Here is a 13,984-nt window from a genome sequence, read left to right on the forward strand (position 1 = left end):
TCCAAAACCGCGCTTGAGACCTATATTTGCTAGTGTCCCTTTGGTTCTGGCATCGTAAGTGAGCCCGCCTCGACCAACGTACGGATGTCAGAAGCGGGACACTAGGCGCGCCATTAGCCTTAGGCGACGGTTGAGGCCGGCACGCCCTTGTCGGCGAAGAGCTGCTGCAATTCACCGGCCTGGAACATCTCGCGGATGATGTCGCAGCCGCCGACAAACTCGCCCTTCACGTAGAGCTGGGGAATGGTCGGCCAGTTGGAGTAGGTCTTGATGCCGTTGCGAAGCTCGGCGGATTCAAGGACGTTGAGGCCCTTGTAGCTGACCCCGATGTGATCGAGGATTTGCACGACCTGCCCGGAGAACCCGCACTGCGGAAACTGGGGCGTACCCTTCATGAATAGCACGACGTCGTTCGACTTCACTTCGTTGTCGATGAATTGCTCGATGCTCATATTCTCTTCCTTTTGGGGCGGGTGAAGCGCCCACCGAAATCGGGCTTCCGGCCGTCACGTCGGCCAACCCCGCGATTCCCATATATGTATCCCAAACGCTTGTGCATCCAAAGCAATTTGGCGGTCGGGGCTGGCATGCAGCGGGCTTTAGCGCCCCTGGGCAGGTAACGGGCGCGGCAATTGCCCCCGTACTTGTGTATAGGCGCCGAAGGCTTTTTTCCCAGATAGGAACCCCTATCTAGGACAGGCCGTTCTCAAGGAACCGTCCTTCGAGGCCAACGTTCTCCTTTTGCGACCCGGAGACCCCAGTGACGAAATCAGTATCCGCCATTGCCGCCTCGCATGCGTCCTTGTTTTCCGAAAAATCTGGCCTCACCGACAACCTCACCGAGGCTTTTCTTGCGGTGCGAAACGAGACCGAACGCCGCGCCGCGCCCTTGAGCCCCGAGGACCAGCTGATCCAGTCCATGCCGGACGCGAGCCCGGCCAAATGGCATCGGGCCCATACCACCTGGTTCTTCGAGCAGTTTCTGCTAGGTGAGCACTGCGCGGGATACAAGCCCTACCATCCCGACTATGCCTTCCTGTTCAATTCCTATTACGTCAGCGCCGGGCCGCGCCATGCTCGGCACCGGCGCGGGGATTTGACCAGGCCGAGCGCCGACGAAATCACCGCCTATCGCCGTCACGTCGATGCGGCCGTCGTCAAATTCTTTCGCGAGGCCGGCGAGGACCGGCTGACCGCAATTGCCCCTCTCGTGGAAGTCGGCCTCAACCACGAGCAGCAGCACCAGGAGCTGATATTCACCGACATCCTGCACGCCTTCGCCCAGAACCCGATCTCCCCGGCCTACGACTCCTCCTGGCGTTTCCCGGCCGCGAGCGGTTCTGGCGAGGACTGGATCGGCCTCAACGAAGGCATTCACAGCATCGGGCACCCCGGTGACAGCTTTCATTTCGACAATGAAAAGCCCGCCCATCGTGCGTTGGTCGGCCCGGTGCGCCTTTCGCGCAACCTCGTCACCAACGCCGAGTGGATCGCCTTCATGGCGGATGGCGGCTACACGACACCGACGCTCTGGCTGATGGACGGCTTTGCCACCGCCAGTGCCGAGGAATGGCAGGCTCCCGGCCACTGGCGCGAGATCGACGGCAAGTGGCATGTCATGACGCTCGCGGGGCTTAAGCCGGTCGATCCGGAAGACGCGGTCTGCCATGTCAGCTATTACGAAGCCGACGCCTTTGCGCGCTGGCGCGGCAAGCATTTGCCGACCGAAATGGAATGGGAAGTCGCCGCGCGCGCCGGCCATCTCAACGACGCCTTCGGCATCGTGTGGCAATGGACCCGCAGCGCCTATTCGCCCTATCCCGGCTATCGCGCCATCGAGGGCGCGCTCGGCGAGTACAACGGCAAGTTCATGGTCAACCAGCTTGTGCTGCGTGGATCGTCGCTGGCGACGCCGGACGGTCATAGCCGTGTCACGTATCGGAACTTCTTTTACCCCCACCACCGCTGGCAATTCACGGGCCTGCGTCTCGCCGACTACGCCAACTAGCTCTTTTCGAACCTCAAACGCGCAGGAAAAAGCGCGCCCGGGAGATTGTCATGAATGTGCACGCGACCGCTCCGGCAAAAGCGCACCGTCTCGACGAGCCAACGTCGGTATTTGCCCGCGACGTGATCGGCGATTTGTCGCGCGCGCCGAAACGGCTGTCGCCGAAGTATTTCTACGACGTCACCGGCTCTCAATTGTTCGAGCAGATTACGCTGCTGCCCGAATATTACCCGACCCGCACCGAGCTTTCGATCCTGCGCGACCGCAGCCGCGCGATCTCGGCGATCATTCCCGAAGGCGCGGCGCTGGTCGAGTTCGGCGCCGGTGCCACTACCAAGGCGCGGCTCTTGCTCCGCGAATGCCGGCTGGGCGCCTACGTGCCCGTGGACATCTCCGGCGATTTCCTCAACGCCCAGGCCAAGGCGCTGCGCGCGGATTGTCCGGGCCTCGCGGTTCATCCCGTCACGGCGGACTTCACCGCGCCGTTCGAACTACCAGAGGCCGTCAAGGCGATGCCCAAGGTCGGATTCTTCCCGGGCTCAACGCTCGGCAATTTCGAACCGGATGAGGCCTGCACCTTCCTGAAGAGCGCCCGCGCCATCCTCGGCAAAGGCGCCCGGATGGTGATCGGGGTCGATCTCGAGAAGGACGAGCGTACCCTTTATGACGCCTATAACGACGCGGCCGGTGTCACCGCGCGCTTCAATCTCAATGTGCTGCACCGGATCAACCGCGAGCTCGGCGGCGATTTCGAGGTCGGTGCGTTCATTCACCGCGCGATCTACAACCGCGATCGCCATCGTATCGAGATGCACCTCATCAGCAAGAAAGCGCTGACCGCACAGGTTCTCGGCAAGAAATTTTCGTTCCGTCCGGGCGAAAGCATCCACACGGAGAGCAGCTACAAATACTCGATCGACCGTTTCGGCACGCTTGCCCGCGCCTCAGGCTGGGATTTGCTTGAATCCTGGACGGACGCCGAAGCGATGTTCTCGGTTCACGCGCTGGTGGCTTCGGATTGAGCGTTGACCCTGGCTGCGCCTGACCGCAGCGAGAGCGATTCCCACACCGCGACAATCACCATCAACAGCGTGGTCGCGATCGACAGCATCAAGGGCGAGAGGTCGCCGCCGAACCAGCCAAGCACGCCAAGCGCGATGATGCCGACGCCGTGCGAGAGCTGAAGCCAACCGCGTATGGCGTGTTTGAACAGAATGGTCCCGATCAAAAACAGCATTGGCCCGCCGACGGCGCTGACGACTACCCTCACGTCGGAATGCCCGGCGGGATGCTGGAGCACGACATCGTCGGCAACGGCCGACAGAATGATGCCGGCGACGATCGGCAAATGAAGGTAAGTGTAGGCGAGCCGCGCGAGCCGCCCCGGCTCGCGCGAGTTCGAGATCAACTCGGAGCCGGCCTCCGCGCCCTTGTGGAAATAGAGCCACCACATCGCGAGCGCCATCACGAACGCGGACAGGAACGCGGCGATGATCTCGGAGGTCCATTTCAGATCGGCGAAGGTCGCACCGCTCACGACGATGGATTCACCGAGCGCGATGATGATGAAGCCGGCGTAACGCTCGGCGAGGTGGCCGCCTTCGACGTACCAGTCCGCAACCTTCGATGCGCCGTATTTCGGAATCCAGAAGCGCACCGCGGGCGACGCATATTCAATTCCCAGGGCCAGCGCCCAAAGCAGGAGCCTCGCTTGCCCCTGCGCCAATCCCCCGGCGATCCAGAAGATGGCCGAAATCGATAGCCAGACCAGGATACGAACGGCGTTCATCCGGGCTGCCGTGCGCGCCGGTGGCGTCGATACCAGCCAGAAAATGGTGCGGCCGACCTGCATGGCGGCATAGGCGATCGCAAACCACAGGCCGCGTGAATCGAAGGCGTGCGGAATCGAGGTCGACAACACCAGCCCACCGAGCATCAGCAGGAACAAAAGGACGCGGACCGGCGTGAGTTCGGGGTTGAGCCAGTTGGTGATCCAGGAGGTGTAGACCCAGACCCACCACACGCTGAGCAAAAGCAAGGTCGTTTGCACGGCGCCGAGCGCGGTGAAATGCGACAGCAGCGTGTGCGATACCTGCGTTACCGCGAAGACGAACACCAGATCGAACAGCAGTTCGGCGTAAGTGACCCGGCTGTGCTGATGCGGCACGATCGGGCGAAACAACGGGCCGCGCTCGATATCCCACGTCATGCCGCTGCTCTGTCCCCTCCCCGCTATGCCGCGCCCGCTAACCCGCCCCATGGCCGATTGGCCGGGAAATCAGTCCGGCACCCCCGTCTGCAAGGCGAGCGCGTGAAGCACCCCGCCCATCTGGCCCCGTAGCGATTGATAGACGATCTGGTGTTGCTGGACGCGCGATTTGCCGCGAAATGATTCCGAAATCACCGTTGCCGCATAATGGTCGCCGTCACCGGCGAGATCCCGGATCGTCACCTCGGCATCGGGAATCGCAGCCTTGATCATCGATTCGATATCGTGGGCGTCCATCGGCATCCCAGAATTCTCCCATTTCCCACTTTGCCAGGATGCTTCAACTTAGCGCGAACGGGCTTCTGGGTCACGCGTTCTCGCATTATATTCCTCGACGGATCACAGGAAGGCCCGGGCAGCTGCACGGGCTGAAAGGCGGAGAAACATGAAATTACCAGGCCCCGACCACCCGATCACGATCACGGCAAATCCCCGGCGCGTGCGCGTTTCCGCAGGTGGCGTCGTGATTGCCGAATCCATCAATGCGCTGACGTTGAAGGAAGCGAGCTACCCGGGCGTCAACTACCTGCCGCGCAAGGATTCGAACATGGCGCTGCTGCAGCGAAGCGAACGCGTGACGCATTGTCCCTACAAGGGCGACGCGAACTATTTCAGCATCAATGCCGGCGGCAAAACCATCGCGGATGCCATCTGGACCTACGAGGCGCCGTTTCCAGCCATGACAGAAATCTCCGGCTACCTCGCCTTCTATCCCGACAAGGTCAAAATCGAGGAAGTGGCGTAAGCTCCTCGCTCGAGGCCAACGCCGCTACACGCGAAAGATCGTGAGACCCAGGATCAGCAGGACCAGGAAGATCACGACAAATATGTAGAACAAAAACCGCGCGATGTCCGCTGATGCCGCCGATACGCCGGTAAAACCAAGAATACCGGCGATCACCGACACCACAAAGAAAATCAACGCCCACTTCAGGAGTGTCATCGAATCCTCCACGCCGTCCGCCGGGCCGGCGGAGTCGCCGATCTAACTTCGAGCCATTCCCGAAAGTTCCACCCGCGGACGCGCTGTGGTCATGGCGCCGTCACCGATTCATCCCCGGCACTGATCTCGCTTGCCGAACCCGATGCATAGCCATGGGGATTGCGGCGAGCAGCCCTTGTTGAATCGTTTTGCGGCCGGCAATATTGGCAACACCAAGTGCCGGGCCGCGCATGAACGTCGTCGTCACGTCAGCCGAGAAAGCGACCGAAGCCAGGCCGGTCACAGGCGGACGCAACGCCGCGTTGGACCGCGCCCGCACCTTCATCATTCTGCTGGTGCTGATACACCACTCGGTCATCCCCTACACCCATTACGGCCGTACCGACGGGCAGTCGTTCCTGGGCTTCGACGCAGTCGTGACTTTCAACGACAGCTTCTTCATGGCGGCGATGTTCCTGCTTTCGGGACTGTTCACCTGGCCGAGCCTGCAGCGCAGGGGCGTGAGTGATTTCCTGCGCGGACGCTGGTTGCGTCTCGGCCTGCCGTTCGCGATCTGCGCGGTGAGCCTGATGCCATTAGCCTATTACGCCATCGAGCTGCGCAACTCAGGTGCAGGCTTCGGCGCCTATTGGTGGAAGACGGTGACTGTCGGCCCCTGGGAGAGCGGTCCAATCTGGTTCCTCGCCGTGCTGCTCGCATTCGACATGCTGGCGGCGGCGGTCTTTCGCGCCGCACCCGTCTGTGTCGAAGCCATCGGGCGCTTGGCGACCGCTAGCCTTGATCGTCCCGCCTATGCCTTCTGGACGTTTGTCGCCGCGTCGGTCATGGTTTACGTCCCCATGGACCATTATTTCGGAATCGGGCGATGGTTCACGCTGGGGCCGCTGGCGATTCAGGCCGCCCGCGTTCTCCTCTATCTGCTCTATTTCTTCGTGGGTGTCGGCATCGGTTCGGTCCGGAGCGACCGCAGCCTTCTGTCAAGCGACGGTGAACTTGCGCGGCGATGGCCGGTCTGGCTTGCGGTCACGATCGTGAGCTATTTGTGCCTCATCGCAATGATCTACTACAAGCGCGAGTACCTCCCCGACCCCGACAATCCGCCGCAGGGGTGGGACGCCGTCCATGCCTTCTTCTTCGCCAGCTTCAGCGCCGCGCAAACCGTCAATCTGCTCGCGCTGTTTCTCAAATTCGACAGCAGCGGCTCAAGCCTTCTCGACCTACTGCGCGAGAGCTCGTTTGGGATCTTTTTGATTCACTATGTCCCTGTGCTCTGGCTGCAATACGCGCTGTTCGACGTCACCCTGGTCCCGAATTCGCAGGCGACGGCGATCCTGAAAGCCCTGATCGTCTTTGCGCTGACGCTGGCGATAAGCTGGGCCGTGACGGAAGCCTTGCGCAAGATTCCCGGCGTCGCGCGGGTGCTCTGAGCATCGACGACTCTGAAAGTGCTAGGCCTTGCCGCCCATGTAGGCCGGAAGCCAGCTTTCGAAGCCGTCCTTCAGCGAGGCCACTGAAACGACCTCCTCGCCGGCAATCGCGATCTCGTCTCCGCCTGTCGTGCCGATCCGCACACAGGCAACGCCGGCACCCCTCATCTTCGCCAACACCAGACCGGCCTGCTCGGCCGGTACGGTGACGACGTAGCGCGCCTGGTCCTCACCGAACCAATAAGCGTGCGGCACGATCGATGCGGGCGCGGCGAGCAGTTGTGCGCCTATCCCGCTTGAGATCGCCATCTCGGCGACCGCGATCAGAAGGCCGCCATCGGAAAGGTCGTGGGCGGCAGTCGCCGTCCCGGCGCGGATCATGCCGCGCACCACGTCGCCGTTGCGCTTTTCGGCGGCGAGATCAACCGGCGGCGGCGCGCCTTCCTCGCGGCCGCATATCTCGCGCAGGTAGACGGATTGGCCGAGCCAGCCCTGCGTTTCGCCGATCAAAAGGATAGCTTCGCCTCCGGCCTTGAAGGCGAGCGTGGCAGACTTCGTGAAATCGTCGAGAACGCCGACGCCGCCAATCGAAGGCGTCGGCAGGATGCCGCGGCCGTTGGTCTCGTTGTAGAGCGAGACGTTGCCGGACACGACGGGGAAATCGAGCGCGCGGCAGGCTTCCGAGATACCTTTCAAACAGCCGACGAACTGACCCATGATTTCGGGCCGCTCCGGATTGCCGAAATTGAGATTGTCGGTGATCGCGAGCGGCCGGCCACCGACGGCGGTGATGTTGCGCCACGCTTCGGCAACGGCCTGCTTACCACCCTCGAACGGATCGGCCTCGCAATAACGCGGCGTGACATCGACGGTGAGCGCGAGCCCTTTGGGCCCGTCCTGCACGCGCACCACGGCCGCATCGCCACCGGGACGTTGCACCGTGTTGCCGAGAATGACGTGGTCGTACTGCTCCCAGACCCAACGCTTCGAACACAGTTCTGGCGTTGCGATCAGTTTCTCCAACGCCTGCGAGATGCCCATTGGCGGCTTCACCTCGCGCGCGGCAATCACCGGACGCGCCGTCGAAGCGACATGCGGCCGGTCGTAGAGCGGGGCTTCGTCACCCAGTTCCTTGATCGGCAGGTCGGCCATCACGTCGCCGCCATGCTTGACGACAAAGCGCTTGCTCGGCGTGGTGTAGCCGACCACGGCGAAATCGAGCCCCCATTTGCGGAAGATCGCCTCGGCCTCTTTTTCCTTCTCGGGCTTGAGCACCATGAGCATGCGCTCCTGGCTTTCCGAGAGCATCATCTCGTAAGCGCTCATGCCGGTTTCGCGCGTCGGCACCGCATCGAGATCAAGATCGACGCCGAGATCGCCCTTGGCGCCCATCTCGACCGCCGAACAGGTCAGGCCCGCCGCGCCCATGTCCTGGATCGCGATCACGCAATCGGCCGCCATGATTTCCAGACACGCTTCCAACAGAAGCTTTTCGGCGAAGGGATCGCCGACCTGCACGGTCGGACGCTTCTCGGCCGAGTCGTCGTCGAATTCGGCCGACGCCATCGAGGCACCGTGAATGCCATCGCGTCCGGTCTTGGAGCCGAGATAGACGATCGGCATGTTCACGCCGGAAGCCGCCGCATAAAAAATCTTGTCGGAATCGGCGAGGCCCACCGCCATCGCGTTGACGAGGATGTTGCCGTCGTAGCGGGTGTGGAAACGCACCTGCCCACCGACGGTCGGCACTCCAAACGAATTGCCGTAGCCGCCAACGCCTGCAACGACGCCGGATACGAGATGACGCGTTTTGGGGTGTTCCGGCGCGCCGAAGGACAACGCGTTGAGACAAGCGATAGGGCGCGCGCCCATCGTGAAGACATCGCGCAAGATGCCGCCGACGCCGGTGGTCGCGCCCTGATAAGGCTCGATGTAACTCGGATGGTTGTGGCTCTCCATCTTGAAAACCACCGCCTGGCCGTCACCGATGTCGATGACCCCGGCGTTTTCGCCCGGTCCCTGGATCACCCAGGGCGCCTTGGTCGGCAATCCGCGCAGATGGATGCGCGAGGATTTGTACGAGCAATGCTCGTTCCACATCGCGGAGAAAATCCCGAGCTCAGTGAACGTCGGCACTCGCCCGATCAGTTTCAGGATGCGCTCATACTCGTCGGGCTTGAGCCCGTGGGATGCGACGAGTTCGGGGGTGATATGGGGTTCGTTCTTATGCATTGAGAGTTAAGCCGCGCGCTCCAAATGAGCGACCAGACCGGCAAACAGGCCGCGCCCGTCGGTGCAGCCCATGATGTCTTCGACGTGATTTTCCGGATGCGGCATCATGCCGAGCACGGTGCCGCGCTCGTTGACGACGCCGGCGATCGAGTGCGCAGCGCCGTTGATATTGGCATCCTCATCGACCGCGCCGTCTGCCGAGCAATAACGGTAGAGCACCCGCCCCTCGCCTTCGAGCCGCTTCAGCGTCTCTTCATCGGCCTCGTAGTTGCCCTCGCCATGGGCGACCGGAACGCGAATGACCTGGCCGGCATTGTAGCCGCGCGTGAAAGGCGTATCCGAACGCTCGACCCGCAAATGCACATCCTTGCAGATGAATTTCAGCCGCGCATTGCGCATGAGCACGCCGGGCAGAAGCCCTGCCTCACACAGAATTTGAAAGCCGTTGCAGACACCGAGCACGAGGCCGCCTTTGGCGGCAAAGGCCCGCACCGCGTCCATGACAGGCGCGCGCGCCGCGATCGCGCCACAGCGCAAATAATCGCCGTAGGAAAATCCGCCCGGCACCACCACAAGATCAGTGCCTTTGGGCAAAGCCGTCTCGGCATGCCAGACCATCGCGGTCTCGTTGCCGGAGGCGAGCTTGAGCGCGCGCGCCATATCGCGCTCGCGATTGATTCCAGGAAAGACCAGAACGGCGGATTTCATACCTAGAAGAACCTGCTTCGTTTCCCTCTCCCCTTGTGGGAGAGGGTGATCCGAAATGCCGTCTACGGCATGAGGACCAGGTGAGGGGTTATTCGAAGACGAAACGTGCGACCCCTCACCCGGATCGCTTCGCTCGCCACCCTCTCCCACAAGGGGAGAGGGAAGATTTAACTCAACACTTCAACCCGGTAATTCTCGATCACGGTGTTGGCCAATAGCTTGTCGGCGGCGTCCTTCAAGGCGGCTTCTGCCCTGGCCTTGTCGGCGCCAGCCAGCTCGATGTCGAACACCTTGCCCTGACGAACGCTGGCGACGCCATCGACGCCGAGCGACTTCAGCGCACCCTCAATGGCCTTGCCTTGCGGATCGAGAATCCCGGATTTGAGAGTGACGGTGACGCGCGCTTTCACTGGTGCTCCGATTCCGAAGTTCGCAAGCTATCGTGGCAACCTCTGACGCGAACTTCGGAATCAAAGGAGCACTGGCAAATTATCGCTTGCTCGTGCGGTTTAGAATTTGAAGTTCCCATGACGAGACTACCGCGAAACTGATAGGAACTTCAAATTCACCGCACGACGAAACCCTCACCCTTTCACCAGCACCGGACCCGAGCCCGCCGGACGTTCGTTTTCCATCAAGATGCCGAGGCGTTTGGCGACTTCGGTATAGGCTTCCAGCAGGCCACCGAGATCCCGGCGGAAGCGGTCCTTGTCGAGCTTCTCGTTCGACTTGATGTCCCACAACCGGCAGGAATCCGGTGAGATTTCGTCGGCGACAATGATCCGCATCATTTCGTTTTCGAACAGGCGTCCGCACTCCATCTTGAAATCGACCAGACGGATGCCGATGCCGAGGAAGAGGCCGGTGAGGAAATCATTGACGCGGATCGCCAGCGCCATGATGTCGTCGATCTCCTGCGGCGTGGCCCAGCCGAACGCCGTGATGTGCTCCTCGGAGACCATGGGATCGTTGAGCTGGTCATTCTTGTAATAGAACTCGATGATCGAGCGCGGCAATTGGGTGCCTTCCTCGATGCCGAGGCGCTGCGACAGCGACCCCGCCGCCACGTTCCGCACCACCACTTCCAGCGGCACGATTTCCACCTCGCGAATCAACTGCTCGCGCATATTGAGGCGGCGGATAAAATGGGTCGGCACCCCGATATCGTTGAGGTGCTGAAACAGGTATTCCGAAATCCGGTTATTGAGGACGCCCTTGCCCTCGATCACCTGGTGTTTCTGCTTGTTGAACGCGGTCGCATCGTCCTTGAAGTGCTGGATCAGGGTTCCCGGCTCCGGACCCTCGTAAAGAACCTTGGCCTTGCCTTCATAAATGCGGCGTCGACGGCTCATTGGGATGTACCGTGTGTTGTTGAAATCCATGCTTTTGGTGTGCTCCGGATGCCAAGAAGGGACGACCCACGACGGAGCTGCCGTGAAGGCCAGGGAACAAGAAACAGAACGAGAACCGAGCCTGGAATCGAACCTATCCGATTGGCCTATCCAGTACAATCGACGGATGCCTCCAAGGGGCGAGTTTTACCGCCCCGTTTAACGCTCGCGACCCCCTGAATTCACAGTATTATTTAGGTACGCGGCCACCCCGCCGCAATGACGCCAAAACACCATCTGCGGAGGAACTTTCACTATGACCACCTTCGACAAACGCGAGGAAGGCTTCGAGAAGAAATTTGCCCTCGATGAGGAGCTGAAATTCAAGGCGGAGGCCCGGCGCAACCGCCTGCTGGGGGCGTGGGTCGCGGAGAGGCTGGGGATCACCGGTGACGCAGCAGTCGCCTATGCCAGGGAAGCGGTCGCGGGCGCCTTCGCCGAAGGCGGCGACAAGGCGGTCATCGCCAGGATCGCAGGCGATCTTTCGGCGAAGGGCATTACCGAGGAGGAAATCCGCAGGCAAATGACCGAACTGCTGGCGCAAGCCATCGCGCAGGTGAAAAACGGCGCGTAGCGAATCGCTCCGTTTACACCATTCGCCACTCCCTATTCGCTACTCGCCAATTCTACCCCTCCTTGAAGCCGTATTCCGGCACGTTGCCGCTCGCGCCGTAATATTTGTACGGCAGGAATTTGCCCGACATCGTGATCTTGACCCGGTCGCCTTTCGGATTGGGCAGCCGCTCCAGCACCATGTCGAAATCGATCGCCGACATGATGCCGTCGCCGAACTCTTCCTCGATCAGGGCTTTCCAGGCCGGACCGTTGACCATCACGAGTTCATAGAAGCGATACATCAAGGGATCGGTCGGCGGCATCGGCATGCCGCGCATCGGCGTTTCATTCAGCAGCGCAGCCTCGGACTTCGACAAGCCAAACAATTCGGCGGCGTTGGCGGCCTGCGGTTTGGTCAGCTTCATCTGGCCGAGGCAGGCGCCAACGACCAGCACCTCTGAATAACCGCCAATCTTTTCGCAGATGTATTTCCAGCTCCAGCCTTTGTCGCGTTTGATGTCCAGCAACTTCTCGGTCAGATCAGATCGTTTCATGGGTCTATCCTGTTCAATCTGTGGTGACCCGGCGAAACGTATTGTGCCCTGTCTGATTTCCGAATCCAAAAGAAAAACGCACTAGCCGGAAATTCGTGATGCGAATGTCAAATCCAAAACTCCACTAGAAACCTATGTTTGCTAGCGGTCCTTTGATTCCAATATTTGCAAAAGTGCCAGCCAGAGCGGGATGCAAATGTCAGAATCGGACCACTAGGCCGGCAGAAGCCGATGGAGCCGCTCAAGCTCGGCCTCCAGATCGCGTTCGACGTCGGCGGCCGCAATATCGAGCACCTGGTAGTCGCGCTCCTCGAGCCACCTCCGCCGTTCCGCGCGGTCCTTCATGATGATTTCGGTCTCCTCCGGATTGGTCAGTTCGACCGCGATCCGGTGTACGAAGGAAACGAAATCCGGGATATGGCGTCCAACCGGCGTCTGCCGCTTGAACAGCCCGGCGAAGCGACGGTCGCGGGTCAGCGATTGCCACAGAATGCGCTCGGCATCGGTCGGATTGCGCCGTAACAGCCGCGCCAGTCCGCGCACGGTGCTACCGCCGTCAGCGGGACCGGCGCCCTTCCCATGCTCGGCCAGCAGCGCACGCAAACGTGTCGCCTGCTCGCCGTCGAGCACGCCGCCCTTGGCCGGCCCTTTTCGTCCCTCCGCAATTGCCATCACCACGCCGTGCAGCGTGTGCATGTCCTGCTTGGTCGGCTCCATCCGCGTGAAGATGTTGCGCAGGTTCACCAGCATGGTGTCGCGTTTTTCCGCGGGCCGGAGGAATTCGACCTTGTCGAGTTCGCGCACGAGATTGTCGAAGAAAGCATGGATCTGATGTTGCGACGCCGGTTCGGAGCGTTCGGGCATCGCGAACGGCAGGGCGTTTGCCGTCGACAGCTTGAACCACTCATAGCCGACCAAAAGCACCGCCTGCGCCAGATTGAGCGAGGCAAAGCCGGGGTTGACCGGGAAGGTGATGATGCGGTTCGCGAGTCCCACCTCCTCGTTTTGCAGGCCGTAGCGCTCGCGGCCGAAGAGAATGCCGACCGTGCCCCCGCGATTGATCTCGCCGACCATTTCAGTGGCGGCAACGTCCGGGCCGACCACCGGTTTGGCCTGATCGTGGGCGCGCGCGGTGGTCGCAAACAACAGCGCGCAGTCGGCGACCGCCTGCTCGACCGTGTCGAACAGTTCGGCGCGCTCCAGGATATGGTCGGCCCCGGCGGCAGCGCGTTGCGCCGAGACATTCGGCCAGCCGTCACGCGGGTTTACGATGCGAAGCCGCGAGAGCGCGAAATTGCCCATCGCGCGCGCGGCCATGCCGATGTTCTCGCCAAGCTGCGGCTCGACCAGAATGACGACGGGGCCCGAAAGCTCAAAGCCCGTTTTGGTTTTGTCGGTCCCCGACATCAGCGTTTCGTCTTCAAATCCTCTGGTCGTTCCCGCGGACGCGGGGACCCATAACCACCAATGCCGGACCTACGAAGGTTGTGGTTCCAGTCTCGCACAATGTTCACGCCGGTGGCTATGGGTCCCGGATCGCGCTCGGCGGAGCCCGTCATCGGGCGCGCTTTCGCGCGACCCGATGGCCTCGCCTGTCCGGGACGACGTATACAGATTCCTTTTCCAAGCGGCCAAGCCTTCTTTCAAACGGCCAAGCCTTCGCGTTCTCGCGGCCTGATTTGCCCGAGTTTCTGCCAAATCATTGCCCTTCCGAATTGAGAGGGCGCAGGGAATGCCGGGTGTTTTCCGCACCCGTAGCTCCGCGTGCAAAGAATGAAAGCACGCAGATAAGTCCACCACAGGTACGCCGAACATTCCGGCATTCCCTGCGCGATGGTTTTACGACTTTCTCCGAGCTCTCCCTGGTGATCGGGCTTTCTTGTCACCATCCCCGCGC

16 protein-coding genes are annotated in these 13,984 nt (G+C 61.4%); 5 read left to right on the plus strand and 11 right to left on the minus strand.

Annotation, left to right across the window (positions count from 1 at the left end):
• Nucleotides 1-119: 119 nt before the first annotated feature.
• Nucleotides 120-452 (minus strand): Grx4 family monothiol glutaredoxin, encoded by a 333-nt coding sequence (gene grxD / locus WB528_RS14900; protein ID WP_423889182.1) that lies wholly within the window; start codon nucleotides 450-452, stop codon nucleotides 120-122.
• Between the two features lie 308 nt (nucleotides 453-760).
• Between grxD and egtB the strand changes: the two genes are divergently transcribed.
• Together egtB and egtD are read left to right on the plus strand one after the other, a co-directional pair.
• Nucleotides 761-2,008 (plus strand): ergothioneine biosynthesis protein EgtB, encoded by a 1,248-nt coding sequence (gene egtB, locus WB528_RS14905; protein WP_423889183.1) that lies wholly within the window; start codon nucleotides 761-763, stop codon nucleotides 2,006-2,008.
• Nucleotides 2,009-2,058: 50 nt separating this feature from the next.
• Nucleotides 2,059-3,030: an L-histidine N(alpha)-methyltransferase gene (gene egtD / locus WB528_RS14910; protein ID WP_423889184.1), complete on the plus strand. Its 972-nt coding sequence runs from the start codon at nucleotides 2,059-2,061 to the stop codon at nucleotides 3,028-3,030.
• Here egtD and WB528_RS14915 read toward each other — a convergent pair.
• Both WB528_RS14915 and WB528_RS14920 read right to left on the minus strand, forming a co-directional pair.
• Entirely contained in the window at nucleotides 3,006-4,217 is a 1,212-nt protein-coding gene (locus WB528_RS14915; protein ID WP_423889185.1) for a low temperature requirement protein A, read from the minus strand. The genes egtD and WB528_RS14915 overlap by 25 nt on opposite strands.
• 69 nt (nucleotides 4,218-4,286) lie before the next feature.
• Nucleotides 4,287-4,520 (minus strand): BolA family protein, encoded by a 234-nt coding sequence (locus WB528_RS14920; protein ID WP_423889186.1) that lies wholly within the window; start codon nucleotides 4,518-4,520, stop codon nucleotides 4,287-4,289.
• A 142-nt stretch (nucleotides 4,521-4,662) separates the two neighbouring features.
• On the opposite strand from WB528_RS14920, the gene WB528_RS14925 reads away from it, so the two are divergent.
• Nucleotides 4,663-5,022, plus strand: coding sequence for a DUF427 domain-containing protein (locus tag WB528_RS14925; protein WP_423889187.1), 360 nt, complete (start codon nucleotides 4,663-4,665; stop codon nucleotides 5,020-5,022).
• A gap of 24 nt (nucleotides 5,023-5,046) precedes the next feature.
• Here the strand turns inward: WB528_RS14925 and WB528_RS14930 are convergent, their stop codons facing one another.
• Entirely contained in the window at nucleotides 5,047-5,220 is a 174-nt protein-coding gene (locus WB528_RS14930; protein ID WP_423889188.1) for a DUF1328 domain-containing protein, read from the minus strand.
• 230 nt (nucleotides 5,221-5,450) lie between these two features.
• On the opposite strand from WB528_RS14930, the gene WB528_RS14935 reads away from it, so the two are divergent.
• Nucleotides 5,451-6,647 (plus strand): acyltransferase family protein, encoded by a 1,197-nt coding sequence (locus WB528_RS14935; RefSeq protein ID WP_423889189.1) that lies wholly within the window; start codon nucleotides 5,451-5,453, stop codon nucleotides 6,645-6,647.
• 21 nt (nucleotides 6,648-6,668) lie between these two features.
• On the opposite strand, the gene purL is transcribed toward WB528_RS14935, so the two are convergent.
• From purL to purC, 4 genes are all read right to left on the minus strand, one after another.
• Nucleotides 6,669-8,879 carry a phosphoribosylformylglycinamidine synthase subunit PurL gene (gene purL, locus WB528_RS14940; RefSeq protein WP_423889190.1) on the minus strand — a complete coding sequence of 737 codons (2,211 nt, stop codon included), beginning with the start codon at nucleotides 8,877-8,879 and terminating at the stop codon, nucleotides 6,669-6,671.
• A 6-nt stretch (nucleotides 8,880-8,885) separates the two neighbouring features.
• Complete coding sequence (gene purQ, locus WB528_RS14945) at nucleotides 8,886-9,587, minus strand: phosphoribosylformylglycinamidine synthase subunit PurQ (RefSeq protein ID WP_423889191.1); 702 nt, start codon at nucleotides 9,585-9,587, stop codon at nucleotides 8,886-8,888.
• A gap of 167 nt (nucleotides 9,588-9,754) precedes the next feature.
• Entirely contained in the window at nucleotides 9,755-9,997 is a 243-nt protein-coding gene (purS, locus tag WB528_RS14950; RefSeq protein WP_423889192.1) for a phosphoribosylformylglycinamidine synthase subunit PurS, read from the minus strand.
• Between the two features lie 174 nt (nucleotides 9,998-10,171).
• Entirely contained in the window at nucleotides 10,172-10,939 is a 768-nt protein-coding gene (gene purC, locus WB528_RS14955; protein WP_156898738.1) for a phosphoribosylaminoimidazolesuccinocarboxamide synthase, read from the minus strand.
• Nucleotides 10,940-11,234: 295 nt separating this feature from the next.
• On the opposite strand from purC, the gene WB528_RS14960 reads away from it, so the two are divergent.
• A complete protein-coding gene (locus WB528_RS14960; protein WP_423889193.1) occupies nucleotides 11,235-11,552 on the plus strand; it encodes a DUF1476 domain-containing protein in 318 nt (105 codons plus the stop codon).
• A gap of 52 nt (nucleotides 11,553-11,604) precedes the next feature.
• On the opposite strand, the gene cynS is transcribed toward WB528_RS14960, so the two are convergent.
• The 3 genes from cynS to WB528_RS14975 all read right to left on the minus strand — a co-directional run.
• Entirely contained in the window at nucleotides 11,605-12,087 is a 483-nt protein-coding gene (gene cynS, locus WB528_RS14965) for a cyanase (RefSeq protein ID WP_423889194.1), read from the minus strand.
• 213 nt (nucleotides 12,088-12,300) lie between these two features.
• Nucleotides 12,301-13,494 (minus strand): TrmJ/YjtD family RNA methyltransferase, encoded by a 1,194-nt coding sequence (locus WB528_RS14970; RefSeq protein WP_423889195.1) that lies wholly within the window; start codon nucleotides 13,492-13,494, stop codon nucleotides 12,301-12,303.
• Between the two features lie 236 nt (nucleotides 13,495-13,730).
• Nucleotides 13,731-13,984 (minus strand): hypothetical protein (locus tag WB528_RS14975; protein WP_423889196.1); only part of this gene is annotated, 254 nt, incomplete at its 5' end.

Origin of the sequence: Bradyrhizobium sp. (assembly GCF_049586575.1) — a bacterium.
In the GTDB taxonomy this organism is placed as follows: Bacteria; Pseudomonadota; Alphaproteobacteria; order Rhizobiales; family Xanthobacteraceae; genus Bradyrhizobium.

Coding starts and splice junctions, on each gene's coding strand:
- grxD (WP_423889182.1), bottom strand. CDS start 452: ATGAGCATCGAGCAATTCATCGACAACGAAGTGAAGTCGAACGACGTC.
- egtD (WP_423889184.1), top strand. CDS start 2,059: ATGAATGTGCACGCGACCGCTCCGGCAAAAGCGCACCGTCTCGACGAG.
- WB528_RS14915 (WP_423889185.1), bottom strand. CDS start 4,217: ATGACGTGGGATATCGAGCGCGGCCCGTTGTTTCGCCCGATCGTGCCG.
- WB528_RS14920 (WP_423889186.1), bottom strand. CDS start 4,520: ATGCCGATGGACGCCCACGATATCGAATCGATGATCAAGGCTGCGATT.
- WB528_RS14925 (WP_423889187.1), top strand. CDS start 4,663: ATGAAATTACCAGGCCCCGACCACCCGATCACGATCACGGCAAATCCC.
- WB528_RS14930 (WP_423889188.1), bottom strand. CDS start 5,220: ATGACACTCCTGAAGTGGGCGTTGATTTTCTTTGTGGTGTCGGTGATC.
- WB528_RS14935 (WP_423889189.1), top strand. CDS start 5,451: ATGAACGTCGTCGTCACGTCAGCCGAGAAAGCGACCGAAGCCAGGCCG.
- purL (WP_423889190.1), bottom strand. CDS start 8,879: ATGCATAAGAACGAACCCCATATCACCCCCGAACTCGTCGCATCCCAC.
- purQ (WP_423889191.1), bottom strand. CDS start 9,587: ATGAAATCCGCCGTTCTGGTCTTTCCTGGAATCAATCGCGAGCGCGAT.
- purC (WP_156898738.1), bottom strand. CDS start 10,939: ATGAGCCGTCGACGCCGCATTTATGAAGGCAAGGCCAAGGTTCTTTAC.
- WB528_RS14960 (WP_423889193.1), top strand. CDS start 11,235: ATGACCACCTTCGACAAACGCGAGGAAGGCTTCGAGAAGAAATTTGCC.
- cynS (WP_423889194.1), bottom strand. CDS start 12,087: ATGAAACGATCTGATCTGACCGAGAAGTTGCTGGACATCAAACGCGAC.
- WB528_RS14970 (WP_423889195.1), bottom strand. CDS start 13,494: ATGTCGGGGACCGACAAAACCAAAACGGGCTTTGAGCTTTCGGGCCCC.